Below are 26,061 nucleotides of genomic sequence, written 5' to 3'. Positions count from 1 at the left end.
GATAACAAAAACGGATAATTCTTTTGATTCGTTGCTTTAATGCAGTTGTTGCATTTCGTCTCGATATGGAGAAATGATCAAATATATTTAAGTGTCTTCGCATGTAATTTTATTAAGTACTATGATTTTGCTAGTAATACATAATACACGCGATTGTTTTATACACTTTTCTTAGGTAATATTTTGAAGGATATAAGCAAGTAGTTAGTGGATTTCGGATGTACTCCATTGATTCATTACTGTATTGCATAAGACAATATTCCATATATAGTTATATAACAAAATTTTTTCACACAATTGATCAAATTAAGATAATCAGATCGTTTCTTGATCATTCAATTTTTTTTGAAATACATATTTAATGAAAAAAGAAAGTGACTTATACGCAATAATGGATTTTGATTTTTTGCAAAATTTTCTATTCCAGAGAAATCGATATACGGAAGGATTGGGAGGATTGGATATGAATTGTCTAATACAGCAGGTTTTGAGGATATCTTTTTAAAATATGGTTTTTATTAGTGGATCTTCACAAAAAAAGAAATTACCCATGCCGAGAACCATAGAGCAGTCACCTGGTTTTATACATTTACACGTACATTCGTCGTATTCCTTGTTGGAAGGAGCTCTTTCGTTAAATAATATTTTGGATAAGACAGTTGCGGATCAACAGCCTGCTATTGCTATTACTGATACGAATAATCTTTTTGGTGCATTAGAATTTTCGCAAAAAGCTTGTTCAGCTGGTATTCAGCCTATTATCGGCTGTCAATTAGATATTGATATGCAAGATGCCTTAACAATGACTAATAGGGGGAAAACATCTTTCTCAACTGTTCCTTCTATTGTTCTTTTAGTGGCTACTGCTGAAGGATATCAAAGATTAATTGAGCTTGTTAGTCGCATGTACCTTATGGATCAAGGCAAAGAATCCGTTCGTATTTGTTTATCTTGGTTGAAAGAAATAGGTACAGAAGGCTTGATTATGTTAACAGGAGGGAAACTTAGCCCGATAGATCAAGCTTTTTTATTCAATAATCCTCAAGTAGCAGAAGAACGAATTTTAACCTTTAAAAAGATTTTTGATAACCGTCTCTATGTCAATTTACAGCGGCATAAAGGATACGATCATTGTCTTGAGAATCAAGTGGTTCAATTGGCATATGCACATGATTTGCCATTAGTTGCAACCAATAATTGCTTGTTTTTATCCGAAGAAGATTATGAAGCTCATGATGTATTGATAGCAGTTGCACATTCAACCGTTGTATCGCAAGAAGATCGTCCACGAGTTACCTCTGATCACTATTTAAAAAGTCGTTCTGAGATGATTTCCATATTTTCTGACTTGCCAGAAGCCCTTGATAACACAGTAGAAATTGCTCGAAGATGTTCTTTTATACTTCAAGTACATAAGCCAATTTTGCCACGTTTTATTGAACAAGATTGTGATGATGTTGAAAAATTAGAAGAAATTGACTTGCGGAATAAAGCAATGGCAGGATTGGAAATACGTCTTTCTCAAGGTATAGCAAAAGGATATAGTGAACAAGATTATAGAAAACGTCTTGAGTTTGAGTTGGATATTATCGCGCGTATGAAGTTTTCAGGATATTTCTTAATCGTAGCTGACTTTATACAATGGTCTAAAAAAAACAATATTCCAGTAGGTCCCGGACGTGGTTCAGGGGCAGGTTCTGTCACAGCTTATGCTTTAACAATTACCGATATTGATCCTTTGCGTTTTTCTCTTCTTTTTGAGAGATTTTTAAATCCAGATCGGATGTCTATGCCGGATTTTGATATTGATTTTTGTCAAGATCGACGTGATGAAGTTATTCGATATGTGCAAGATAAATATGGGCATGAACGAGTAGCTCAAATTATTACTTTTGGGTCTTTGCAAGCTAAAGCAGCATTACGAGATGTAGGTCGGGCTTTACAAATGCCATATTCTCAAGTTGATCGTCTTTGTAAGTTAATACCCAATAATCCAGCCCATCCTATTTCTCTTAAAGAAGCTATTAAGGATTACTCTCGCTTTCGCGAAGCAATTTTAGACGATCCTTTTGTCAATCGTCTTCTTGAAATTTCTCTAAAATTAGAAGGATTATATCGACATGCTTCTACTCATGCAGCGGGTATTGTGATTGGTGATCGTCCATTGTCAAAATTAATACCTATGTATCGCGATGTACGATCTGATATTCCGGTAACACAATTCAATATGAAATGGGTTGAAAAAGCAGGTCTCGTTAAGTTTGATTTTTTAGGTCTTAAGACGTTGACGTTATTGCAAAAAAGCCTTGATTTATTATCTCAACGAGGAATAGATGTTGATTTTTCGCTCATTCCCTTTGATGATCGTGAAACATATAATCTTTTAACGACAAAAGGTACATTAGGCATATTCCAGTTGGAAAGTTCTGGGATGCGTCAAGCTCTAGAAGGTATGCAACCGGATTGTATTGAAGATATTATCGCTCTCGTCTCGTTGTATCGTCCTGGTCCAATTGATAATATCGCTGTTTATAATAATAGAAAAAATAGAAAAGAAAAAATAGTTTCGATTCATCCATTAATTGATCCTATTCTCAAGGAAACACAAGGAGTTATTATCTATCAAGAACAAGTTATGCAAATAGCACAACTACTTTCTGGATATTCTCTTAGTGAAGCAGATGTTTTGCGACGTGCGATGGGGAAAAAAATTAAAGAGGAAATGGATCAGCAAAAAGAGCGTTTTGTTTCTGGAGCAAGTAAAAATGGCATCAGCAGAACGATGGCTGTGAATATTTTTGAATTGTTAGCAAAATTTGCAGACTATGGTTTTAATAAATCGCATGCAGCTGCTTATGCTGTTATTTCGTATCGAACTGCCTGGATGAAAGCACATTATCCTGTTGAATTTTTAGCTGCTTCCATGACTTTGGATATGGATAATGTAGAAAGAATTAAGAAATTTTGTCAGGATGCGCGTCAATTTAATATTCAAATTATACCCCCATCTGTTAGGACGTCATGTGTGAATTTTGAAGTAGGGGAAAATTGTATTTATTATTCTTTAGCTGCGATCAAAGGCGTAGGAACAACAACGGCACATCATATCATGGAAGCACGTGCAGATAAACCGTTTGATAGTTTAGAAGATTTTTGTTCTAGGGTTGATTCAAAACAATTAAATCGTCGAGTATTAGAGAGTTTAGTCTTTTCAGGAGCTTTGGATTTTTTTGGATATAGTCGTGCGCAACTGTTGCAATCTATTGATAATATTCAAAAGTATGCACAGTGGATTGAAAAAAATCGTACGAATGAACAAGAAAATATTTTTTCTTGTGAGAAAGGAAAGTTGTCTGATAAAATTACTTTGGAAGAATTTTCAGTTGAGAATTCTTCTGCGAGATTTGAAAATGAACGACAGGTATTAGGTTTTTATTTCTCAGGACATCCTCTTGATGTGTATAAACCAATACTGCAAAAAATCGGTATTAAGGGATATGAAGAAAGCATTGCTACGATCAGTGGAAGTAATATCCAATTAGCAGCTATGGTGATGGCTAAACATCAAAAGAAAACACGAAAAGGATCTAGAATAGGGTGGGTAACTTTTTCTGAACCAGGGAAGGAATATGAAGCAGTTTTTTTCCCGAAAAATAATCGAAGAGATAAAAGAAAGTCATTAGGTGCAAATGAGGATTTTTTATGTCTTGAGGATTGTTATGATCATTCGACGGAAATGATATTACAAGACGCAGAAGAAGATCCTAATCGTTTGACATTACAAGAAAAACAGAAATTAGAAAAAGAAAAACCCTTTTTATTAATAGAAAAAAAGCCTTATATCATTTTCATTCCTCAGGAAGAAAATCTTTCTCTTAAAAGAGATTCGGTTCGGTTGTTATGGGTAAAATCTTTGGAGAAGGAATCCATGAGAATGTTGGATTCTGTAAAAATATATCTTAGGGATAATAGTCCTCTTAAAGAAATTCATAAATATTTCCAAAATCGTCAAGCTAAAAGTAGTGATAAAAAAGGCAAGATAAGTTTAATTTTCGTTAAATCACAAGAAACAACTGAGATAGAAATAACGCTTGATCAATACCCCATATCATCTGAAATTGCTTTTGATCTTCAACATATTGTAGGCGTAACAAAGATTGTCCAAATAATAAAAAATAATACATGAATGAATATAAGCTATAGTGCTCCTACTTTTTTGTTAAGAAAATTCTATTTAAAAATAGAATAAAAAATAATTATATTCCATGTAAGTAGATAAAAATATGAACTATTATCGTGATTTTATAAAAGATCTTATTATTAGTATTCCTCTTTCCGGTTTAATTGGTCAACATGTTGATTGGGATCGAAAAAAGACGAATTCAGTAAAAGGTGATTATTGGGCTTGTTGTCCTTTCCATAATGAAAAAACTCCAAGCTTTCATTGTGATGATAGAAAGGGTTTTTATTATTGTTTTGGTTGTCATGCAACAGGTGATCATCTGGCTTTTTTATCAGCATTATTTGGGTGTTCTTTTATTGAATCTGTACAAAAATTAGCTGCAATAGCAGGTGTTTCATTACCAGTTATTGATCCCACATTAGAGAAAAAAGCAAAAATACAGACGAGCTTAATACATCTTATGGAAACAGCTGCGCATTTTTTTTCCTGTTCTTTGAAAAAAACTCATGATAAGCGTTTGCAATTTTATTTAGATGAACGTGGAATCAATTCTTCTTCTGTAGAGATATTTAAGTTAGGATATGCCTCGGATAATCGTCACTCTTTAAGGGAATATTTACTTCAAAAAGGTTTTTCTCAAGAAAAAATTATTGAAGCAGGTCTTTTGATTTATGGTGATAATATCACTACTCCTTATGATAGATTTCGCAATCGTCTTATTTTCCCCATATTTTCTTCTAGAGGGAAAGTTATTGCTTTTGGAGGGCGTGCTCTTTCAAAAGGGGATAATGTTAAATATCTTAATTCACCAGAAACAATTCTTTTTCATAAAGGAAAGAATCTTTATAATTTTTTTGGGGCTCTTAATTATATTCAAAAATCAACAAGACAGGATATGCAAAGAAAGACCTCTTCTTTCATTGTGCTTGTAGAGGGATATGTGGATGTCATTTCTTTGCATCAAGCTGGAATACAAAATGTTGTTTCTTCTCTTGGTACAGCTTTAACAGAATATCAGTTACGTCTTCTATGGAAGTTATCTTCTCGTGTAGTATTATGTTTTGATGGTGATGATCCTGGTTTGCGTGCAGCCTATAACGCTATTGATCTTGTCTTAAATCATTTAATCCCTGGGAATAGAGTTAGTTTTATTTTATTGTCGGGAGGTGAAGATCCAGATAGTTTTGTTCGATCCTATGGTAAGGAAGCTTTTGAACGATTGATTATGGAATCATTGCCATTGGTAGATATGTTGTGGAATCGTGAAACGGCAAACTATTCCTTTGACACTCCTGACGCGCGTGCTGAATTAGAAGTGCGTCTTAAAAATTGCGTTAATTATATTAAAGATCAAAAATTACGGTATTATTATATGCAAGTAATTAAGGATCGTCTTAATAAGTTGTTTCGGCAAAATATAACAGAACATTCTGCATACAATCGATATTGGAAAAAAAATGCAAGATACAAAGATCAAAAAGGGCCTTCACAACGATTAATGCAATCTTCTCTTGTACAAGGAAAACTTTCCACAAAACCATCTTTGCGGGAAGCCGCACTGTTATTGACTTTGATTAATCACCCAATAATTTTGCAAGAACAATATCAAGAATTAGCTGATATTCGTTATGATAATGAAGAATTACAGAAAATGTGGACTTTTTTATTTAGTGATTTTGTTGTGCAAAAAGATTTTTCGCATGAAGTATTAAATAAAAAGCTTTGTGCACGTGGCTTTAGTGAATTATTAAAACGGCTTGATAAACAAATTCGAGATGCTGGGTTGTGGAGCGCAACTCCTGAAGCACATATTGTAGACGTGCGTCAAGGTTATCAACAGGCGCTCGCGTTATACAAACGTTTTCGGTTATTATCGCGTCAAAAAGAAGATATTGAAAAGCAAATTGCTCAAGTGACTGCAAGGGGTGAAGAAAAAAAAGCTGATTTTTTGATGTCTACCCTGCATGAAATTCATCTGCAGATTCATCAAATCGAATCTCAAGAAGCTATGATTGAAGGATTTGGTAAAATGTCTGGGAGATCATAAAAAGCAATTTTTTAATATAGGTTTTTGGCATTAAATATTCGTATTTTAATTGAGAAAAAGAAACATTCTTGTAAAAAGATGTAAATATTTATTACTATACTGCTAATAGTATATTTTAAAATTAATATGTGGAATTATTTTTTAACTTTTTAGGAAAATTATTGGATATCCCCCCCATTAGGTATGTTTTATTAGATAAGGTCACTTCTTATGAATAATTTAGCTATTCAATCTGCTCTTCAAAGCATTATAGCAGAGAAGAAAGGATTATGTTCTTTGGAAACATCTCTGCAAGGTACATTGTCTTCTCATTTTATTAGTGCTGTGGAACGCATTAAGAATATCAAAGGACGTATTGTTGTTACTGGAATTGGTAAAAGTGGTCATATTGGCTCAAAAATAGCTTCCACATTGTCTTCTACAGGAACCCCTTCGTTTTTTGTACATGCTGCCGAAGCAAATCATGGTGATCTCGGCATGATTACGCCAGATGATTTGATTATTGCTTTATCATGGAGTGGGGAAAGTAATGAGATTAAAGCTATTTTATGTCATGCGCGTCGATTTTCTATTCCGTTAATTGCTATTACTTCGGAACAAAAGTCTGTTTTAGCATGTCATGCAGATATTGTTTTACAATTGCCTAAAGAGTTAGAAGCATGTCCGCATGGTTTAGCTCCGACCACTTCTACTATTATGCAATTAGCAATAGGAGATGCATTGGCTATGGCCCTTATGGAGTCTCGTAATTTTACAGAAAATGATTTTCATGCTTTGCATCCAGGTGGCAAATTAGGATCATTGTTTGTTTGTGCTTCAGAGGTAATGCATTATGGAATAAGACTTCCTCTTGTCAAAATGGGATCATCTTTAATAGATGCTATTCCTATTATGTCTGAAAAAAGGTTTGGTTGTGTTGCTGTAGTTGATGAAGGTCAAAGATTAAAGGGTATTGTGACTGAAGGAGATATATTCAGAAATTTTCAAAGAGATTTAAATGCACTCACTGTTGAAGATATTATGACAAAAGATCCTAAGGTTATTTTAGAGGATACTCTTCTAACAGTTGCCATGCAGCTTTTGCAACAACATAACATTTCTGTTCTTATGGTCGTGGATGATAATAAAAAGACAGTAGGGATTGTTCATTTTTTAGATTTATTGAGATTCGGCATAGTGTAGGAATATCAATGGTAATTAAAATGATAAAGATGTTTTTAATTGTAAATAATCCAATCTATTGAGTTATAAGTCATAGGAATGAATCAAGAAAATTATTGAGATAATGATATAAAGAGTAAAAAATCGTTTTTTATAATGATAGTGAAAAAATAATTAAAAATATTATTTCAAATTATAATTTTTATAATATACTCCTCCGGTACAAATGTTATTTTTCAATATATTGGAATTTGTAGAAGAATATGGCAGGTATTGTAAAGTACAATGGATAATGCAAATATTTTTCCACAATACCGTAAGATATATATTTCTATATGTTGACAGATATAGGATCAAAACCTTATTAGATAATTGAAGACGCATTTATGCTTTAATCCTATAGGTTAGGGATTAGTAGTATTTTTTTATGTTGGGATGTAGCCAAGTGGCAAGGCAGTGGTTTTTGGTACCGCGATCCCTGGTTCGAATCCAGGCATCCCAGCCATTTAAAAGTTTATAAAATAATCATATTTTAAAAATAGTTTTTTTATCCAAAAATTTTTTGTATTTTTTGAGATACATTTCAATATTATAGGTTACTCTAGATAAGATAATTGTTGTTTTCATGAGTAAGGCTGATATTCTGATATTCAAAGATAACTGTGAAAAAAGTTATACTTCTTGAAAGTTTAATGCATGTTGTTGATTTTTTTAATCAATCAAAGTTTTAACTCGTAGTCTTACGATATTATGATACTATTTTTATAATCTATGAAGATTTTCTTTTTCTTCCAAGATTGGGGAAGATTTGTAATATAGCGCCTATACTATATAAATAAATTCCACATAAGCTAAAAACGAAGTAGAACAAGCGAGATACTTGGAAATTTAATAGCAATGCATAAAATCCTAAAGCACACCAGCAAAAAAACATAAAAATATTTAGAGGACGCAGTCGCACAACTCGGATGGGATGTAAGAAATGGATGGGGAGGAATGTGAGAATTACTGATGTAATAATAATTATTGTTGAAACAATAACGCTTGCATTTAATGCTATAAGGAAAAAAACAACCATATTCCATACTGCAGGAAATCCAGAAAAGAAGTTTTCTTCTGTCTTGATATTCGTATAAGCATAATAAATAGCGCTTGATATGACAATCACGCCTGCGGCGACGGATGATCCAGGAGTGCCTAACAGATTACTTTGGTATAGCGCAAAAGCTGGGAGAATGACATAGGTTAAATAATCAATAATATTATCAAGAGTATCTCCAGACCAATTAGGAAGAACTTCTTTTACGCGCATCTTACGTGCAATTGGTCCGTCAAATCCATCAATAATCAAGGCTAATCCAAGCCACCAAAACATATCAACAATCCGATATTGGGAGGCTGCTGTAACACCAAGAAACGCAATAAAAGATCCAAGAGATGTCAAAATATGCACTGAAAACGCACTAACACGTTTATACGAAAAATTTTTATAATTCATTTTACAATCATTGGATAATTACTAATACTTTGCAATATATACTATATCATATTTCCGCCTCGTGCCCAAGACAGATATATTATTACTATTGTGTTTATACCCACTAGTCAACATAATCCAGAATATATACAATGAATAGATTGATAGTACTTGTCGATGTATTTTAAATAGCACAGACATGAAGTTCCGTAAAGGTGTAGTTAATGAAACATTTTGATGTGATTATTATCGGTAGTGGTCTTACAGGTTCTGTTGCTGCAATTGGTGCTGCCAAAAAAGGTTTGTTGACGGCGCTTGTTTCTCCTGTATCTTGTTTTCATGATTTGCGCACGACTATGCTTATGGATGAGGGGGTTGGCTTTTTGAAAGAGCTTGATATATGGGATTCTCTTCAGCACGTTGTAGAGCCTGTATCCTCTTTTAAATTAGTTGATATCACAGGTTGCTTTATCACTGCTCCAGATGCTGTATTCAAATCTTCTGAAATTGGAATAGATGCGTTTGGCTATAATATTCCTAATTATCCATTTATTGAAGCTCTTACAAAGAAAATTTCACAAGAACCTCTTATTCATTGCTTTGATGCTCTAGCAGATGAAATGCAAATAGGAGAAAAAAATATTGCGATTTCCCTTTCTACAGGACAAAAAATTACTGGTAAATTTCTTGTTGGTAGTGATGGACGAAACTCATCTATTCGTCGACAAATGGGTTGTGGAGAGAAAAATTGGTCCTATCCGCAAAAAGCGCTTGTTTTAAATTTTAAGCATTCAATGCCTCATCATGGTTTATGTGTAGAATTTCATAAATCTCTAGGAACTATCACTCAAATTCCTTTGCAGGGAAATTGTTCCAGCTTAGTATGGATGATGGAATCTCAAGAAGCGGATTTTTATCATAAACTTCCTATAAATGAAATAGCGCGTAGGCTTGAACAGTACCTTTATTCCATAGTTGGTAAGATTGAAGTGGTAACAGATGTGCAAAGTTTTCAATTATCAAGTATGGTATCACGTTGTTTTGGTGAGAATAGGGTGGTATTGGTTGGAGAAGCTGCACATGTACTGCCTCCGATATATGGTCAGGGTTTTAATTTGTCCATGCGAGATGTTATCGTTTTATTGAACATGATTCAATGCGATCAGGTGTCTTTTGAGGATATAGGTAGTCGCTATCATTCGATGCGTCGTGGAGATATCCTTGGGCGCATTATAGGCGTAGATTTATTTAATCGATCATTGTTTGCGCAATATCCTTTTTTACATCTTTTCCGTGTAGGTACCCTTCATGTTTTGGGGAAAATGATACCTCTTCGCCATCAAGTTATGCGACAATCTCTTTTTGTGCGTAATTTATGATTGTTTATTGTTTTTTTCTAGAATCAACTTTTTTTATAAAAACATGATATGGCGTATATGGCGATGATCATATAGCAAATAGCTGGTACAAAGAATGCATCTCTTATACTTGAGATGTCTATAAGATGTCCAAAAACCAAAGGAATGATAACACCTCCTGATATGCTGGTACATATTATGCCAGATCCTTCGGATACGCGTTCTTTGAGGTTAAGATTTGCGAGAGAAAATATTGTAGGAAACATAATAGAATTGCATAAACCAACTGCTATGAGAGACCATCCTGATATAAAGCCAGTAGTGTAAGAGGAAATCATCACCAAAGAACATGCTGTTATTGCGAATGCGGACAGAGTTTTTTCTGTAGAAAAACGGTATAGTATCCAACATCCAAGAATACGTCCAATCATTGCGCTTCCCCAATATATTGCGGTATGATGTCCGGCCGATACTCCGCCTAAGAATAAGGTGTCTTGGCGCATGAGATAATTGACCATAATGCTACCAATAGATACTTCTGCGCCAACGTAAAGGAATATGCATATTGTGCCCATTGCAAATCGAGGGATTGCTAACATATTGAGTGTTTTGAAGAATTTTATATGCTTTGCCGTGTAATCCGTAAAACAGTCACGTTTTCCCCAGTACAAAAAAATTATAGGGACAAGAAAGATGGCAAGTGTTAAATATATTTGGGAGATAACTTTCGCTGCATGATTTTGATTGGCTATTATGGTATTGGCCAATTTGGATGTTTCTGGACCAGCAAAATTGTTTAATATTAAGATGGAGCCAACATAAGGGAAAATCACTGTTCCTAGCGAATTAAAAGATTGTGCAAAAGTAAGTCTGCTCGCTGCTGTTTTAGGATCGCCAAGTAGAGAGACAAGGGGATTCAAAGCGACCTGAAGCATTACAACTCCTATTGCAACAATGTATAAAGCAGATAAAAACATCGAAAAAGTTGTAATATAAGTAGTGATTACGAACAACATGCAACCTAATGATATAATCACTAGTCCTGTGCAAATGCTCTTCATATAGCCATATCGTTGAATGAACATGCCAGAAGGAATAGAGAAGAAGAAGTAACAGGAGAAAAAAACAGCTTCAACAAGCATTGCTTGTAGATAGGTGAGAGAAAATATATTTTGTAGTTTTGGTATAAGAATAGAATTTAAACTGGTTATTCCTCCGAACAGAAAAAACAAGACAAATGTATAAATTTTCGTATATTGGATATTGCGATTAGTAACATCGTGCATGATTTTTTTCCCGTAAAAAGAAGTAACATGAGCAAGAGCTCTCAGTAGTTATTATTTACAATCCTATATATCAATACCAGATCGAGAATATATTTTATTTGACATTAGTAAACTGTATTTTTGGTTAATGATAATAAAAAAATCTTCAGCATGATTATGCTTTTATATGGATAGATATGGTTTTTATCATGGGTGTTGGGTGGTTATTATAAAATATCTTTAGGAGAAAGGAAGGATATACTTTTTAAAGGAAGGATATAATTTTTTCAAGCATTGTTCGTAAAATTTTCTTAGAAATCGTTGAAAAAATTATTTCTGAAGTGGATACCGCTTCTACCCAGATGCAATTTGTTCATGAAGAAAAATAATGCATAGAAAAGAATGGTATGCGGGAATATTCTTCAATTAATCACGAAACAACAGTACGAAAAAAATGGTGGGTGATGCAGGGTTCGAACCAGCGACCGGCTGATTAAGAGTCAGCTGCTCTACCTACTGAGCTAATCACCCACAGAGAATCTCTTCACTAACGGTGACATTATAAACTATTATGGTTGCTTTTGTCTAGTACAGCATTAATTAAGTAAACATCTTAATATCACAACGGCATGATGATAGCCTTTGATTTTAGGCGCTCATAACCCAGAAGACCATTGCGTAAAAAATAAAAAAACCTTTATTTTATTAAGTAAGATTTTGAATCTGAGGATATTTTCTCTCAGAGACTAGCGTTATAATACTGGATAGGGGGCTCAGGCAAGGGGAATGCGTCGAGTATATCGTTTGTTTTGTCTTTGTTTTGACCTTTGTTATGAGGCGTATTTAGTGCATTGTGATTGATTTTACCCTTTTTTCTTTTAATTATATTGTTTGGTTTTTTTTTATGGTCATATTTTTCTTGTGTTCTCACTGATTGAGATTTTTCATTATGTTCTTCGTAAGCGAGGCTTTCAGAGCTGAGTAATGTTAGACATTGTAAGGCAATGGTGTAGAATAGTAAATTTTTACAAGAAAAGCGTAAAAACATAGAGTAATATTCCTTTGCAATAGAATAAAAAAGCGAGAGCAAGTGGTAGCATATTTTTCAGACAATAGCAATTATCCCTAAAGAATAGGAAAATTCATTAGTTTGAACAAAGAGGTTCTGTGATTTTTTGAATATAGATTGTTTGAATATAAAGAATGAGCTTCTTAGAAGCAAATTATGCGATCTATTTCGCTTAATGGATGAGAATTCTCGAGGATTTTTCGTGTTTTTTGTTCGTCTTTTGCTGTATGTTTTTTTAGCTCTTTTAGGTCTTTAAATTTGATTTCTGGACGTAAGTAATCAAAAAATGAAACAGTGCATTTTTGTCCATATATTTCTTTAGAAAAGTCGAAAATAAAACTCTCTAGAAAAAGAGATCCGTTCGGGGTTATAGTTGGATTTCTGCCAAAGTTTGCCACGCCACCATAAGATATTTGGTCTTGTGTGCGAAAACGGATAGCATATATTCCTTCTTTGAGTAATATTTCAGGTGGAAGTTGCATATTAGCGGTAGGAAATCCTAAAGTTCGTCCTATTTTTTTTCCATGGATGACCTCTGATTCAACGGTAAAATGATATCCGAGTAGGTGGGTGGCATTATGGATATTCCCCTGTGTCAATGCGCTTCTAACATTGCTCGAAGACACAACTTGAGAGTTATTATCACGCAATTCATCAATGAGGACGGTATTAAATCCGTATTTCTCGCCACTTTTTTCTAGGATGTGACCATTTCCAGAACGATCTTTTCCAAAGCGGAATTGGGTGCCTGTAATTACTTTGCTGGCTTCCAGCCATTCTACTAATATTTTTTGTATAAATTGTTCGGCGGAATAATGAGCTGTTTCTAAAGTAAATTTATATCTAATTAATGCAGAAAACCCCATGTTTTCTAGTATTTTTTCCTGAATCGAAGGTGATGTTAATGGAAAGATTGGAGAAGATGATTGTAGAATAATACGGGGATGAGGATTGAATGAAAGAACGATGATAGGAGAATTATGAGATATTTTAATTGCATGTTCCAGTATCAGGTGATGCCCACGATGTATTCCATCGAAATTTCCGATGGCAACTACTCCGCCTTTTAAGTGGTTTGGCAGTGCTTGATTAATTTCAATATTATGGAAAACGTGCATAATTGCCCTTCTTTAGATTAGTTTCCGAATCCACCAATGGGGATATAGTTTTCTTTTTGCAAAGAAATTTTGTATCATTTCTTCTTTAATAATATTATTGCACATGTATTCATGTTTATGTATACCGTCGCTGACGTATAGTGCATCTATGCCAGATTGCAGAGCGCCTTTTATGTCGGTTTCTATACCATCTCCTATGGCTAGTATGCGTTTTTTATCCAATGAATTACATAAAGTAGATATTTTTTTAAATGCCATTTCGTAAATAGGAAAATGGGGTTTCCCTATCATTTTAACTATTCCATTAAGTTTTTGATAAATAAGAGCTAATGCTCCAGCACAAGGAATCACTTTGTTACCACGGTTGGCGAAAATATCGGGATTAGCGCAAATAAAAGGAATGTTGCGTGAAGCAAAGCTCTCTAAAAGTATATGGTAATCTTCAGGATGTTCTGTTTCATCGTTGTATAGTCCGGTGCATAATATTGTTTTTGCAGACTTTTCACTGACTATGTTAACATCAAGTGTTTCAAGTAGGGCATAATCTTTTTCGGGTCCTATGAAAAATATATCTCGTGATTCCTCTTTAAAAAGATGATAAGTTAAGTCTCCAGAGGAGATAATATCATCCCAGAATTGAGGAAGGGGTCCGAGTGATTTTATTTGAGATATCACGCTTGAGGATGGACGTGGAGAGTTCGTGAATAATATCACTTTCAAGCCATTTGTGCGTGCTTTTTCTAGGGCAGAAATGCTACTAGAAAAAAAACTTTTCCCATTATGAATCACTCCCCACACATCACAGAGAATAACATCATAAGATGATAAAATTGCGCATAGGGATGCTATTTCTTTCGTCATGTGCATTCCTTTTGTGTTTAAGTCTATTTATAATAATACATAGATATTCAGTTTACGATATTATTTGTCAATTTATTCTGTAATGATATTTAATTATGCAATGAATTCGTTCATACCCTTGACTTCGTAAAGGTTTGTTCCTAAATATTTATTGCTAGCGATCGTGTTGATGAGAGTGATGCAATAACAGAAAGTTATTTTTATAAGTGTTTTCGGTTTCGTTTTTGTTTTTTTGTTGTTAAATGGGGAGTTTATATATGGTGGGTAAGCGCTGTTTTCGTCCGTCAAGAGGTCGTGTGGTTGTGCGCCGTGTTCAATGTGAAACAATGACAGAAAGCGGTCTTATAATACCTGATACCGTCTCTGAAAAACCTTCTGCTTGTGGCGGAGAGGTCGTATGGGTTGGTGCTGGTGTTTTAGATCAAACAGGAAAAGTAATAGAACCTGAAGTCAATCCAGGCGATGTTGTTCTGTTTGGAAAATGGTCTGGAACAGAAATTAAGCTTGGGGGCGACGAAGAATATCTAGTAATGCAAGAATCGGATATTATAGGTGTCGTAGTTGAAGACAAGTAAAAAAACAAAGATAAGTAAAGATAAGTAATATTAAAATATGATGGGGGTCATTTTGATCCCTTTATATGATTTGATTTCGTAGAATCAGGGAGTTTTAATCTATGGCTGCTAAAGATATTAAGTTGGGTATGAATGCTCGTGATAGTATTGCATACGGTGTTAATATGCTTGCCGATGCTGTTAAGTGTACTCTTGGTCCTAAGGGGCGTTGTGTTATAATTGCCAACTCTTTCGGTGCGCCTCGTGTTACTAAGGATGGTGTGAGTGTTGCGAAGAGTATAAGTTTTAAAAATCATTTTCATGAAGTCGGTGCTCGTATGATACGAGATGTGGCGACTAATGCGGAAGATAATTCAGGAGATGGAACAACTACTGCAACTTGCCTTGCTCAGGCAATTATTAATGAAGGTCGTAAATATGTTGCAGCTGGTCTTAATCCGATGGATATAAGACGTGGTATTAATCTCGCTGTTCAAGAAGTTGTAGATTATCTTAAAGTAAATCATAAGAAAGTTGAAAGTCGTGAAGAAATTATTCAAGTAGCGACTATTTCTGCCAATGGTGATAAAGAGATTGGTGAAAAAATTGCTCATGCAATGGAGAAAATAGGTCCGCATGGAATTATCACCATTGATCAAGCAAAAACCGCAACTACTGAAGTTAAAGTTGTTAAGGGTATGCAGTTTGATCGGGGTTATATATCTCCTTATTTTGTAACTAATTCAGAAAGAATGGCGGCTGAGGCTGAAAATCCTTATATCTTGCTTTACGATAAGAAGATATCAGCGTTGCAACCGTTGCTTCCGTTGCTGGAAAGTGTGGCTCAGTCGGGTCGTCCTCTATGCATTATTGCTGAAGATATAGAAGGTGATGCGCTTGCAACTCTTGTTGTTAATAGATTGCGTTGTAATTTAGCGGTTCTTGGAACGAAAACACCTGCTTTTGGTGATCGTCGCAAGGCAATTCTTCAAGATATTGCTGTTTTGGTTGGTGCTACTGTGATTTCTGATGAAGTTGGTCTTAAGCTTGAAAAAGCCACAATTGCTGATTTAGGTTCTGCTAAAAAGATTGTTATGACTAAAGATGAGACAACAATTGTTGGTGGAAATGGTGATCCGGAAAAAGTTAAATCTCGTGTTGGTGAAATTCAAAGATCTATTGAAGAAACTAAGTCTGATTATGATCGTGATAAGCTTAAAGAACGCTTAGCTAAGTTGGCTGGTGGTGTTGCTGTCATAGAAGTTGGAGATGTGACTGAATCGGCATTGAGTGAGAAAAAAGATCGTTATCAGGATTCCCTTGATGCTACACGTGCTGCATCTGATGAAGGTATTGTTGCAGGTGGAGGGCTTGCTCTTGTCCGTGCTGCTCAAGCGTTGTCTGTTAAAGGGGATAATGAAGATCAGGCTGCTGGTATAGAAATTATTCGCAAGACTCTTTCTGCTCCGTGTCGTCAAATTATTGAAAATGCTGGGGATGAAGCTGCGCTTATTGTCAGCAAAATACAGGAAAACAAAAATGTGAATTATGGGTATAATGCTCAGACTGGAGTTTTTGGTGATATGTTCCAAATGGGTATCATTGATCCTGTGAAAGTTGTGCGTAATGCTCTGCAGTTTGCTGCATCTGTTTCGTCTATGCTCTTAATTACTGAGGCGGTTGTTGTTGATCTTCCAAAAGATGAAACAACAGCTCCTCAAATGCCTGCAGGTGGCATGGGTGGCATGGGTGGCATGGGCGGTATGGGAGGTATGGGTGGTATGGATATGATGTAAATCATTTTCGTACTGTTTTATATACTAGCCTATGGAAGAAGGGGACTATTGGAGTCTCCTTCTTTTTTTATAAAGTAATGTGGTTGGAATTTTTCTGGTCGCGGTATCGTGAAAAAATTTTAAAAATCCTAGTATTTGGCGTTATATTGGTAAATAAATTTTTTATAAATCTTTAGATAGGGCGCCCTTATAGATTTATTTTTCTAGGATATTTGTTGGCATTGACTCATTTCATTTATTGTTATTGATAATGTAATATTTTCGAAAAAAGGATATATGTTTTGGAATTTCCCTGGCTATCTTCTTTGATAGTGGGGATACGATCTTAGTTAAATTTTTTATTTTAAAATATTTAAACTATCAAGAATAAAAAATAACTGTTCTTCTTAAAATAAGAACGTCTTTTATGTCTTTATTATCTCATATCTTGCACTTAGGTGTTTGTTAGATATGAAAAGAAACAATAAATAAATCAACATCTTATGCTGAAAAAACTTTTTATGGTGGGCGATGAGAGAGTCGAACTCCCGACATCCTCGGTGTAAACGAGGCGCTCTACCACTGAGCTAATCGCCCCCATGCATTTATGTTGTGATACAATAATTTTTCAATGTTCGCAAATAAAAAAAAATAAATTTTGGATTTTTTTGTTGATAAGCAATGCATATCATTTTCCTTATAAATAAATTATTTTACTATGTTTGAAGATTGCAATAGCATTTGTTATGTAGTAAAGTTTTGATGCTTTTATTCGGATTATTTTTCTTTGATTCATTTATTTTAATTGTGTTTTCTATTGTTTTTGTAGTAGATAGGTTCTAGGGATTATTTTTGTTGTAAGTGGCAAAAATGTCTTTTTGATTATTGATATTGCCGTTAACAGCGGGTGTAGCTCAGTTGGTTAGAGCGCCGGCCTGTCACGCCGGAGGTCACGGGTTCGAGCCCCGTCACTCGCGCCATGTGTGATGATTATTTCGTATTATTTTTCTTTTTAATATAATGTTATTGGATTACTGCGAGAATGATTACGTTTAGTATCGGTGGTATTTGCCTTGGCAGTGGAAATTAATCAATATGGAGTGTCTCTTGGCTTCTTATACGCCTATTATAGTCTTTATAGCGATTGCAGCAGCAATAGTTGTTGCTCTTATGGTTTCTCCTTTTATTGTTGCTTTTAAATCTCCTGATCCAGAAAAATTATCAACTTACGAGTGTGGATTTGATCCTTTTGATGATGCACGTGTAAAGTTCGACATTCGATTTTGTTTAGTATCTGTGTTATTTATTATTTTTGATCTAGAAATTGCTTTTTTATTTCCTTGGGCAGTTTATTTCAAAAAAATTAGTTGGTTGGGTTTTGGATCGATGATGGTATTTCTAGGGATTTTAATTATTGGTTTCATTTATGAATGGAAAAAAGGGGCTTTAGAATGGGATTGAAAAAGATTGATCGTAAGATTGTTTTTGATCATAATCCTGATTCACTAGAGAAGAGAGAGGCGGAGTTTGTCGGGATCGGCAATGAGTTAATGCATAAAGGTTTTCTTGTTACATCTGCTGATCAGTTGGCTACTTGGGCGCGTACTGGTTCATTAATGTGGATGACATTTGGATTAGCGTGTTGTGCGGTTGAGATGATGCAAGCTTCTATGCCTCGGTATGATTTGGAACGATTTGGTTTTGCGCCGCGTGCTTCGCCACGTCAATCAGATGTTATGATTGTTGCTGGTACCTTGACTAATAAGATGGCTCCGGCTCTTCGTAGAGTATATGATCAAATGCCTGAGCCTCGTTATGTTATTTCGATGGGTTCTTGTGCTAATGGAGGAGGGTATTATCATTATTCCTATTCTGTTGTGCGAGGATGTGATCGTATTGTTCCTGTGGATATTTATGTTCCTGGTTGTCCTCCTACTGCAGAAGCCCTTATTTATGGGATTCTTTTGTTGCAAAAGAAAATTCGTCGTGTTGGAAATATCAATCGTTAAAAGGCAATAGTGTGGTTAAGAAAATTGAATGTTTTGGCAATTACATAGTTGATACTTTTGGTTGTTCTGTGAAATTCGCCGTTAATTCAGTAGGAGAATTGTGTCTTCATGTTGGTTGCGATGATCTAGTTTCGCTTTGTATTTTTCTGCGAGATGATCCGAATTGCTGTTTTGTAAATATTGTGGATTTGTGTGGTGTAGACTTTTTAAGTCGTCCTAGTCGTTTTGAAGTGGTTTATCATTTTTTATCGCCAACCTATAATCGTCGTATACGAGTGAAAGTGGAGGTTGCTGAAGGAGAGCATGTTCCTTCTATAACAGGTGTTTATCCTGGAGCAGATTGGTTTGAGCGTGAAGTGTGGGATATGTATGGTATTCACTTTAAAGGTCATCCTGATTTGCGACGTATTTTAACAGATTATGGTTTTGAAGGTCATCCTCTGCGCAAGGATTTTCCAGTGACTGGCTTTGTGGAATTGCGTTATGACAATGATGCTAAAAAGGTTGTTTATAGCCCTGTAGAATTGATGCAAGAACACCGCGATTATGATTTTTTGTCTCCTTGGGAGGGTTAAACCCTTTGTTTTCTAAAGAAGATTCGGAGAATAATGTACCTTAGAAGAGTATTCCTATGTATTTTATTGGTTTTATGGGATGGAGTCCACATAGATGGGTAGCAAGAAGGCTCATGGTTTTACTATAAATTTTGGTCCACAGCATCCTGCGGCGCATGGAGTTTTGCGGCTTATTCTTGAGCTTGATGGTGAGGTTGTAGAGCGTGTTGATCCGCATATTGGATTGTTGCATAGGGGGACAGAAAAGCTTATTGAGACAAAGACTTTTTTGCAAGCGGTTCCATATTTTGATCGTTTGGATTATGTCGCTCCGATGAATCAAGAACATGCATATGTTTTGGCAGTAGAAAGGCTTCTTGGTATTGAAATTCCAATTCGGGGACAATTAATTCGTGTTCTTTATTCTGAAATTGGGCGTATTCTTTCTCATTTGTTGAATGTTACTACGCAGGCTATGGATGTTGGGGCGTTGACTCCTCCTTTATGGGGATTTGAAGAACGAGAAAAACTTATGGTTTTTTACGAACGTGCTTCAGGATCACGTATGCATGCAGCGTATTTTCGTCCTGGTGGAGTGCATCAGGATATTCCGCCTGTATTAGTAGATGATATTGGTTGTTGGTGTGATTCTTTTCCGTCGGCTCTTGATGATATTAGTGATCTTTTAACTGAGAATCGTATTTTTAAACAGCGTAATGTTCATATCGGTTCTGTTAAGCTTGAAGATGCATGGAGGTGGGGATTTTCAGGTGTTATGATTCGTGGATCTGGTGCTCCTTGGGATTTGCGTAAATCTCAACCATATGAGTGTTATTCAGAGATGGATTTTGATATTCCGATTGGGAAAAATGGGGATTGTTATGATCGCTATCTAGTTCGTATGATGGAAATGCGTGAATCTGTGAAAATCATACGGCAATGTGTCAATCGATTGCTTGGAGAGAATAGAGTAGGTCCAGTATCTGCTTGTGATTCTAAGATTGTCCCTCCCAAGAGAGCGGATATGAAACGTTCTATGGAAGCATTGATTAATCATTTTAAGCTTTATACTGAGGGATATCATGTTCCGGTTGGTGATGTTTATGCTGCTGTAGAGGCTCCTAAAGGAGAATTTGGAGTTTATTTAGTTTCTGATGGTAGTAACAAGCCTTATCGGTGTAAGATTCGTGCACCTGGATATGCTCATCTTCAGGCTATAGAATTTTTATGTAAAGGTCATCAATTGGCAGATGTATCGGCGATTTTAGGATCCTTGGATATTGTTTTTGGTGAGGTTGATAGATAAATTTTTATCGGTGTAAATTTTTTATTTTTATACAATTTGATAAAGGTATGAAAGAATATGTCTATTCGTCGATTAGCAGAAGAAAAATTTCAACCCTCTTCTTTTTCATTTAGTGAAGAAAATATTGTTTGGGCCAATGAAATTATAAGTAAATATCCTGCATCACGTTGTCAATCTGCGGTTATTCCGTTGTTGATGCGCGCTCAAGAACAAGAAGGTTGGATCAGTCGTGCAGCGATTGAAGTGGTTGCTGATATGCTGAATATGGTATATATCCGTGTTCTTGAAATTGTAACTTTTTATACGCAATTTCAATTGTCTCCAATAGGAACGCTCGCTCATGTTCAGGTTTGTGGAACTACTCCTTGTATGTTGCGGGGATGTGAAGACTTGATCCAGGTTTGTCGCAATAAAATTCATCAACAACCGTTGCACAGAAATTCAGAGGGAACTCTTTCATGGGAAGAGGTTGAATGTCAGGGTGCTTGTGTTAATGCGCCAATGGTTATGATAGGGAAGGATACCTATGAAGATTTAACTCCATTGCGTTTAGAAGAAATTATTGATGCTTTTTCTTCTGGACAAGGTGATACTATACGTCCTGGTCCTCAAATTGACCGAATAAGTTCTGCTCCTGCAGGAGGATTAACATCACTTTTGGGGAATAATAATAATAAAAAAGTAGATAAGGGGAAAAAGGGGAAGGAAATCTTCTCTTAAGAGTTTGTTTTTTTGAATATTTTAGATGGTTTTGAAGAAATTTCTTCAAAAGAGTTGTTTTTGATTTTGCGCTTGTATTGCTTATGGAATGTGAAGTGGCGGAATGGATAGATATATAAATTAGTTGAAGATCTGTGAACTAATTCTTTGTAAAAAGAATTATAGAAAGTTTGAATATGTTAAAAGATCAAGATCGTGTTTTTACCAACTTGTATGGTTTACAGGGAAAGTCTCTTAGCGATTCTATGAGCAGGGGGCATTGGGATAATACTGATAAGATTTTAGAAAAGGGTCGTGATTGGATTATTAATGAAATAAAAGCATCTGGTTTGCGCGGACGTGGTGGCGCTGGTTTTTCAACAGGAATGAAGTGGTCTTTTATGCCGAAAGTATGTTCTGATCGTCCTCATTATCTTGTTGTGAACGCTGATGAATCAGAGCCAGGAACTTGTAAAGATCGTGATATCATGCGGCATGAACCGCACACGTTGATTGAGGGATGTATCATTGCTTCTTTTGCTATAGGAGCGCATTGTGCTTTTATATACGTTCGTGGGGAATTTATAAGGGAACGTGAATCTTTGCAGACTGCAGTAGATGAATGTTATGCTAAAGGTCTTCTTGGTTCGAATAGTATACTTGGCTATGATGTTGATATTATTGTACATCATGGTGCTGGAGCGTATATTTGTGGTGAAGAAACTGCTTTACTTGAAAGTCTGGAGGGGAAGAAAGGACAACCTCGTCTTAAGCCTCCTTTCCCTGCTAATGTAGGTTTATATGGTTGCCCTACTACAGTGAACAATGTTGAATCTATTGCGGTAGTTCCGACTATTTTACGACGTGGTGCAAGTTGGTATTCTGGATTCGGTCGAGAAAATAATAGGGGTACAAAGCTTTTTTCTATTTCGGGTCATGTGAATTATCCATGTACTGTTGAAGAATCTATGTCTATTACTTTTGATGAATTAATTGAAAGGCATTGTGGTGGTATTAGGGGTGGATGGGATAACCTTTTAGCGGTTATTCCAGGTGGTTCTTCTGTTCCATGTATTCCAGGCGATCAGATAAGAGGTGCTATTATGGATTATGATAGTCTGAGAGAGATGGGATCAGGATTGGGAACTGCGGCTGTCATAGTAATGGATCGGTCTACAGATATTATTAAGGCGATATGGCGTTTATCTGTGTTTTATAAACATGAGAGTTGTGGTCAATGCACACCTTGTCGTGAAGGTACTGGATGGATGATGCGAGTAATGGAGCGCATGGTTAAAGGTATAGCTCAAAAGCGTGAAATTGATATGCTTTTTGAAGTTAGTAAGAATATAGAGGGGCGTACAATTTGTGCTCTTGGTGATGCGGCAGCGTGGCCGATACAAGGATTAATAAAGCATTTTAGACCTGTAATTGAAGAGCGTATTGATCAGTACAATAAAGGTCATTTAACAAGTGGTTTATGCAAATGATGATGAAGTTAAAAGTTGATGGTATAGAGGTTGAAGTTCCTAGAGATTTTACTCTTCTTCAAGCTTGTGAATTTGCCGGCGCTGAAATTCCTCGTTTTTGTTTTCACGAAAGATTGTCTGTCGCAGGGAATTGTCGGATGTGTTTGGTGGAGATTAAGGGTATTGCGTCTAAGCCGCAAGCTTCTTGTGCGATGAATGTCTTTGATTTGCGTGCTGGGCCTAACGGTGAATTGCCTGAGATTTTCACTAAGTCTCCTATGGTGAAAAAGGCTCGTGCAGGTGTTATGGAGTTTCTCCTTATTAACCATCCACTTGACTGTCCTATATGTGATCAGGGGGGGGAGTGTGATTTACAGGATCAGGCTGTGTCTTTTGGTTTTGGATCTTCCCGTTATTGTGAGGAAAAGAGAGCTGTTGAAGATAAATTCATAGGTCCTTTAGTAAAAACAGTGATGAATCGTTGTATACATTGTACGCGTTGCGTTCGTTTTATCACTGAAGTTGCAGGGATACCAGAGCTAGGTTTGATAGGAAGAGGCGAAGATGCTGAAATTACTACTTATCTTGAACAATCTTTGACGTCTGAAATGCAGGGTAACATTATTGATCTTTGTCCTGTTGGTGCTCTGACTTCGAAACCATTTGCTTTTACAGGTCGTTCATGGGAATTAGTTAAAACCGATAGTGTAGATGTAATGGATGCTCTTGGCTCTGCAATTAGAATTGATTCACGTGGTTGTGAAGTTATGAGAATTCTTCCTCGTGTAAATGAATCAATCAATGAAGAATGGATATCAGATAAAACTCGTTTTGTTTGGGATGGTCTTAAGGTTCAGCGTTTAGATCGCCCTTATGTGCGTATCAATGGGCGTTTAAAGCCTGTTAGTTGGGATCATGCTTTGCAGACAGTTAAGTCATATGTTTTGTCTCCTGGGGTGAAGTTAGGGGCTGTTGTAGGAGATTTTTCTTCTGTAGAAGAGATATATGCGCTTAAGTTATTGATGCAATCTCTAGGTTGTGATAATTTTGATTGCCGACAAAATGATGGGTATCTTGATCCTTCATATGGTCGTGCTAGTTATATTTTTAATCCGACTATTCAGGGGATAGATGAGGCTGATGCGATATTGATTGTTGGTTCTAATCCTCGTTTAGAAGCCGCTGTTTTGAATGCACGTATTCGTAAACGTTGGCAACGCGGTGATTGTCCTATTGCTGTTATTGGAGATGTTGGAGAATTGCGCTACAAATATCAACATTTAGGTGTTGGAAGCAAAGCTTTAGAAGATCTTGTCTCGGGTAAAGATCCTTTTTTCAATAATTTGCAAGAAGCTTCTCGTCCTTTGATTATAGTAGGTCAAGGAGCACTTAAGGATTCTGATAGTTCGGCAGTAATGGCTAATATTGCGAAATTAGTTATTGATATTGGGGGAATAAGCGATTTATGGAATGGTTTGGCAGTTTTACATACAGTTGCCTCGCGTGTTGGAGCCTTGGATTTAGGTTTTGTTCCTTCTGATGATAATATCAATGCAACGAATATTCTCGATAAAACTGACGTTGTCTTTTTGTTGGGAGCAGATGAATTAGATTTTTATAACAAGAAAGCTTTGACTATATATATAGGTTCGCATGGTGATAAAGGGGCTCAATTTGCGGATGTTATATTCCCTGGATCTGCATATACAGAAAAATCAGGTTTATGGGTTAATACGGAGGGAAGGGTGCAAATGGGAATGCGTGCTATTTTCCCTCCAGGTGAGGCAAAAGAAGATTGGGCAATCATTTGTGCTATTGCTGATGAATTGAAATGTAGTCTTCCTTTCAATTCTTTATCGCAATTGCGATCTCATTTATATTCTCATTATCCGCACTTTATGCAATTAGATACAATAATTCCTTCTCCTGTAGATGGTATTTATGCTTTAGCTAAAAAAGTAGGAAAAATGCAGACAAGAACTTTTTTTTCAACAATAGAGAATTTTTATTTAGCAAATTCTATAGCAAGAGCATCATCTACTATGGCTCAATGTTCTCTTGCTGCAAAAAAATGTGAAAAAGGAATTTTCGATAGTGCAAAGGGATTAGAATGATGTCTTCCTTCGCAGAAGATTTTTTGGTGCCGATATTATTCATGACAATCAAATCAATTGTTTTTTTGGTTTGTTTGTTGATTTTTATTGCGTATATTTTGCTGATGGATCGCAAGATTTGGGCGGCAGTTCAGTTGCGTCGTGGTCCTAATGTGGTGGGTCCTTGGGGGTTGTTACAATCTTTTGCTGATTTTTTAAAATTTTTGCTTAAAGAACCAGTTATTCCGAGGAATTCTAATAAGTTTTTATTTCTTTTAGCACCAATTATTTCGGCGGTTTTATCTTTGTCTGCGTGGGCTGTTATGCCTATTGCTGAGGGTTGGGTCATTGCAGATATTAATGTTGGAATACTCTATATTATGGCTATTTCTTCTCTTGAAGTTTATGGGATTATTATAGGGGGATGGGCTTCAAATTCGAAATACGCATTTCTTGGTGCGTTGCGTTCTGCGGCGCAGATGATTTCCTATGAAGTTTCTATTGGTTTGGTTATAGTAACAGTTTTATTATGTGCTGGTTCACTTAATCTTACCGATATTGTCAATGCTCAAAAGCATGGTATAGGGACATTTTTAGGTTTTCCTTCTTCAATTCTTGATTGGTACTGGTTGGCTATTTTCCCAATGTTTATTGTTTTTTTTGTTTCTCTTCTTGCAGAAACCAATCGTCCTCCTTTTGATTTGTCAGAAGCGGAATCGGAGTTAGTAGCTGGATATATGGTAGAATATAGTTCCACTCCTTATTTGTTATTTATGCTTGCAGAATATTCAACTATTATTCTCATGTGTTCTTTGACGAGTATTTTATTTTTAGGAGGTTGGTTGCCTCCAGTGGATATTCCATTCTTCAGATATATTCCTGGCTTTTTTTGGCTTTTTTTTAAAACTTTAGGATTATTTTTCATGGTTGCCATGGTGAAAGCGTTTGTGCCACGTTATCGTTATGATCAATTAATGCGATTAGGATGGAAGGTTTTTCTTCCTTTATCGCTTGCAATGGTTTTGCTTGTTTCTTTTTTCCTCAAGATTGCAATCTATTAAGA

18 protein-coding genes, 4 tRNA genes and 1 pseudogene are annotated in these 26,061 nt (G+C 35.7%); 16 read left to right on the top strand and 7 right to left on the bottom strand.

The window, feature by feature from the left end; translation table 11 throughout:
* The first annotated feature begins 550 nt into the window (after positions 1-550).
* The 4 genes from dnaE (at position 551) to G293_RS00745 (ending at position 7,896) form a co-directional block, all read left to right on the top strand.
* On the top strand, positions 551-4,186 hold the full coding sequence (dnaE, locus tag G293_RS00760) for a DNA polymerase III subunit alpha (RefSeq protein ID WP_047264646.1): 3,636 nt from the start codon (positions 551-553) through the stop codon (positions 4,184-4,186).
* Between the two features lie 97 nt (positions 4,187-4,283).
* Positions 4,284-6,230 carry a DNA primase gene (dnaG, locus tag G293_RS00755; RefSeq protein ID WP_047263879.1) on the top strand — a complete coding sequence of 649 codons (1,947 nt, stop codon included), beginning with the start codon at positions 4,284-4,286 and terminating at the stop codon, positions 6,228-6,230.
* 210 nt (positions 6,231-6,440) lie between these two features.
* A complete protein-coding gene (locus tag G293_RS00750) occupies positions 6,441-7,412 on the top strand; it encodes a KpsF/GutQ family sugar-phosphate isomerase (RefSeq protein ID WP_047263878.1) in 972 nt (323 codons plus the stop codon).
* Between the two features lie 410 nt (positions 7,413-7,822).
* A tRNA-Gln gene (locus G293_RS00745) sits at positions 7,823-7,896 on the top strand.
* Positions 7,897-8,160: 264 nt separating this feature from the next.
* On the opposite strand, the gene pcsA is transcribed toward G293_RS00745, so the two are convergent.
* A complete protein-coding gene (gene pcsA, locus G293_RS00740) occupies positions 8,161-8,889 on the bottom strand; it encodes a phosphatidylcholine synthase (RefSeq protein WP_047263877.1) in 729 nt (242 codons plus the stop codon).
* A 203-nt stretch (positions 8,890-9,092) separates the two neighbouring features.
* Here pcsA and G293_RS00735 point away from each other — a divergent pair, with 203 nt between their 5' ends.
* Positions 9,093-10,247, top strand: a complete 1,155-nt coding sequence (locus tag G293_RS00735; RefSeq protein ID WP_047263876.1) for an FAD-dependent monooxygenase — start codon at positions 9,093-9,095, stop codon at positions 10,245-10,247.
* A 23-nt stretch (positions 10,248-10,270) separates the two neighbouring features.
* Here G293_RS00735 and G293_RS00730 read toward each other — a convergent pair whose 3' ends face one another.
* The 5 genes from G293_RS00730 to G293_RS00710 form a co-directional block, all read right to left on the bottom strand.
* Positions 10,271-11,512 (bottom strand): sugar MFS transporter, encoded by a 1,242-nt coding sequence (locus G293_RS00730; protein ID WP_047263875.1) that lies wholly within the window; start codon positions 11,510-11,512, stop codon positions 10,271-10,273.
* Between the two features lie 434 nt (positions 11,513-11,946).
* Positions 11,947-12,022 (bottom strand) — tRNA-Lys (locus G293_RS00725).
* A gap of 208 nt (positions 12,023-12,230) precedes the next feature.
* Entirely contained in the window at positions 12,231-12,539 is a 309-nt protein-coding gene (locus G293_RS00720) for a hypothetical protein (RefSeq protein ID WP_047263874.1), read from the bottom strand.
* A gap of 164 nt (positions 12,540-12,703) precedes the next feature.
* On the bottom strand, positions 12,704-13,678 hold the full coding sequence (locus G293_RS00715) for a bifunctional riboflavin kinase/FAD synthetase (RefSeq protein WP_047263873.1): 975 nt from the start codon (positions 13,676-13,678) through the stop codon (positions 12,704-12,706).
* Between the two features lie 12 nt (positions 13,679-13,690).
* Complete coding sequence (locus tag G293_RS00710) at positions 13,691-14,539, bottom strand: TIGR01459 family HAD-type hydrolase (protein ID WP_047263872.1); 849 nt, start codon at positions 14,537-14,539, stop codon at positions 13,691-13,693.
* A 257-nt stretch (positions 14,540-14,796) separates the two neighbouring features.
* On the opposite strand from G293_RS00710, the gene G293_RS00705 reads away from it, so the two are divergent.
* A complete protein-coding gene (locus G293_RS00705; RefSeq protein ID WP_083965932.1) occupies positions 14,797-15,114 on the top strand; it encodes a co-chaperone GroES in 318 nt (105 codons plus the stop codon).
* A gap of 101 nt (positions 15,115-15,215) precedes the next feature.
* The gene (gene groL / locus G293_RS00700) at positions 15,216-16,889 is read left to right on the top strand and encodes a chaperonin GroEL (protein ID WP_047263871.1); all 1,674 of its coding nucleotides are present in this window, start codon (positions 15,216-15,218) and stop codon (positions 16,887-16,889) included.
* A gap of 501 nt (positions 16,890-17,390) precedes the next feature.
* On the opposite strand, the gene G293_RS00695 is transcribed toward groL, so the two are convergent.
* Positions 17,391-17,465: transfer RNA gene (locus tag G293_RS00695), tRNA-Val, on the bottom strand.
* 306 nt (positions 17,466-17,771) lie between these two features.
* On the opposite strand from G293_RS00695, the gene G293_RS00690 reads away from it, so the two are divergent.
* From G293_RS00690 to nuoH, 9 genes and pseudogenes are all read left to right on the top strand, one after another.
* Positions 17,772-17,848, top strand: a tRNA-Asp gene (locus G293_RS00690).
* A 115-nt stretch (positions 17,849-17,963) separates the two neighbouring features.
* On the top strand, positions 17,964-18,329 hold the full coding sequence (locus tag G293_RS00685) for an NADH-quinone oxidoreductase subunit A (protein WP_047263870.1): 366 nt from the start codon (positions 17,964-17,966) through the stop codon (positions 18,327-18,329).
* Entirely contained in the window at positions 18,320-18,877 is a 558-nt protein-coding gene (locus G293_RS00680) for a NuoB/complex I 20 kDa subunit family protein (RefSeq protein ID WP_083965931.1), read from the top strand. The genes G293_RS00685 and G293_RS00680 overlap by 10 nt, the downstream gene beginning before the upstream one ends.
* Before the next feature lie 44 nt (positions 18,878-18,921).
* Entirely contained in the window at positions 18,922-19,452 is a 531-nt protein-coding gene (locus tag G293_RS00675) for an NADH-quinone oxidoreductase subunit C (protein ID WP_047264643.1), read from the top strand.
* Between the two features lie 94 nt (positions 19,453-19,546).
* Positions 19,547-20,737, top strand: coding sequence for an NADH-quinone oxidoreductase subunit D (locus G293_RS00670; protein ID WP_047263869.1), 1,191 nt, complete (start codon positions 19,547-19,549; stop codon positions 20,735-20,737).
* A 57-nt stretch (positions 20,738-20,794) separates the two neighbouring features.
* Positions 20,795-21,433, top strand: a pseudogene (gene nuoE, locus G293_RS00665) (NADH-quinone oxidoreductase subunit NuoE); the annotation flags it as partial.
* A gap of 200 nt (positions 21,434-21,633) precedes the next feature.
* On the top strand, positions 21,634-22,926 hold the full coding sequence (gene nuoF, locus G293_RS00660; protein ID WP_047263867.1) for an NADH-quinone oxidoreductase subunit NuoF: 1,293 nt from the start codon (positions 21,634-21,636) through the stop codon (positions 22,924-22,926).
* Entirely contained in the window at positions 22,926-25,019 is a 2,094-nt protein-coding gene (nuoG, locus tag G293_RS00655) for an NADH-quinone oxidoreductase subunit NuoG (protein WP_047264642.1), read from the top strand. The genes nuoF and nuoG overlap by 1 nt, the downstream gene beginning before the upstream one ends.
* Complete coding sequence (nuoH, locus tag G293_RS00650; RefSeq protein WP_047263866.1) at positions 25,019-26,059, top strand: NADH-quinone oxidoreductase subunit NuoH; 1,041 nt, start codon at positions 25,019-25,021, stop codon at positions 26,057-26,059. Before nuoG ends, nuoH begins: the two co-directional genes overlap by 1 nt.
* Positions 26,060-26,061: the final 2 nt, after the last annotated feature.

Origin of the sequence: Candidatus Liberibacter africanus PTSAPSY, assembly GCF_001021085.1 — a bacterium.
Lineage (GTDB): Bacteria > Pseudomonadota > Alphaproteobacteria > Rhizobiales > Rhizobiaceae > Liberibacter > Liberibacter africanus.
Note: the sequence above shows the minus strand (reverse complement) of the source record. Positions and strands in the feature narration are given on the sequence as shown.

What these genes read in the sequence shown, in the direction of transcription:
- dnaE (WP_047264646.1), top strand. Translation starts at nt 551, where the DNA reads ATGCCGAGAACCATAGAGCAGTCACCTGGTTTTATACATTTACACGTA.
- dnaG (WP_047263879.1), top strand. Translation starts at nt 4,284, where the DNA reads ATGAACTATTATCGTGATTTTATAAAAGATCTTATTATTAGTATTCCT.
- G293_RS00750 (WP_047263878.1), top strand. Translation starts at nt 6,441, where the DNA reads ATGAATAATTTAGCTATTCAATCTGCTCTTCAAAGCATTATAGCAGAG.
- pcsA (WP_047263877.1), bottom strand. Translation starts at nt 8,889, where the DNA reads ATGAATTATAAAAATTTTTCGTATAAACGTGTTAGTGCGTTTTCAGTG.
- G293_RS00735 (WP_047263876.1), top strand. Translation starts at nt 9,093, where the DNA reads ATGAAACATTTTGATGTGATTATTATCGGTAGTGGTCTTACAGGTTCT.
- G293_RS00730 (WP_047263875.1), bottom strand. Translation starts at nt 11,512, where the DNA reads ATGCACGATGTTACTAATCGCAATATCCAATATACGAAAATTTATACA.
- G293_RS00720 (WP_047263874.1), bottom strand. Translation starts at nt 12,539, where the DNA reads ATGTTTTTACGCTTTTCTTGTAAAAATTTACTATTCTACACCATTGCC.
- G293_RS00715 (WP_047263873.1), bottom strand. Translation starts at nt 13,678, where the DNA reads ATGCACGTTTTCCATAATATTGAAATTAATCAAGCACTGCCAAACCAC.
- G293_RS00710 (WP_047263872.1), bottom strand. Translation starts at nt 14,539, where the DNA reads ATGACGAAAGAAATAGCATCCCTATGCGCAATTTTATCATCTTATGAT.
- G293_RS00705 (WP_083965932.1), top strand. Translation starts at nt 14,797, where the DNA reads ATGGTGGGTAAGCGCTGTTTTCGTCCGTCAAGAGGTCGTGTGGTTGTG.
- groL (WP_047263871.1), top strand. Translation starts at nt 15,216, where the DNA reads ATGGCTGCTAAAGATATTAAGTTGGGTATGAATGCTCGTGATAGTATT.
- G293_RS00685 (WP_047263870.1), top strand. Translation starts at nt 17,964, where the DNA reads ATGGAGTGTCTCTTGGCTTCTTATACGCCTATTATAGTCTTTATAGCG.
- G293_RS00680 (WP_083965931.1), top strand. Translation starts at nt 18,320, where the DNA reads ATGGGATTGAAAAAGATTGATCGTAAGATTGTTTTTGATCATAATCCT.
- G293_RS00670 (WP_047263869.1), top strand. Translation starts at nt 19,547, where the DNA reads ATGGGTAGCAAGAAGGCTCATGGTTTTACTATAAATTTTGGTCCACAG.
- nuoF (WP_047263867.1), top strand. Translation starts at nt 21,634, where the DNA reads ATGTTAAAAGATCAAGATCGTGTTTTTACCAACTTGTATGGTTTACAG.
- nuoG (WP_047264642.1), top strand. Translation starts at nt 22,926, where the DNA reads ATGATGAAGTTAAAAGTTGATGGTATAGAGGTTGAAGTTCCTAGAGAT.
- nuoH (WP_047263866.1), top strand. Translation starts at nt 25,019, where the DNA reads ATGTCTTCCTTCGCAGAAGATTTTTTGGTGCCGATATTATTCATGACA.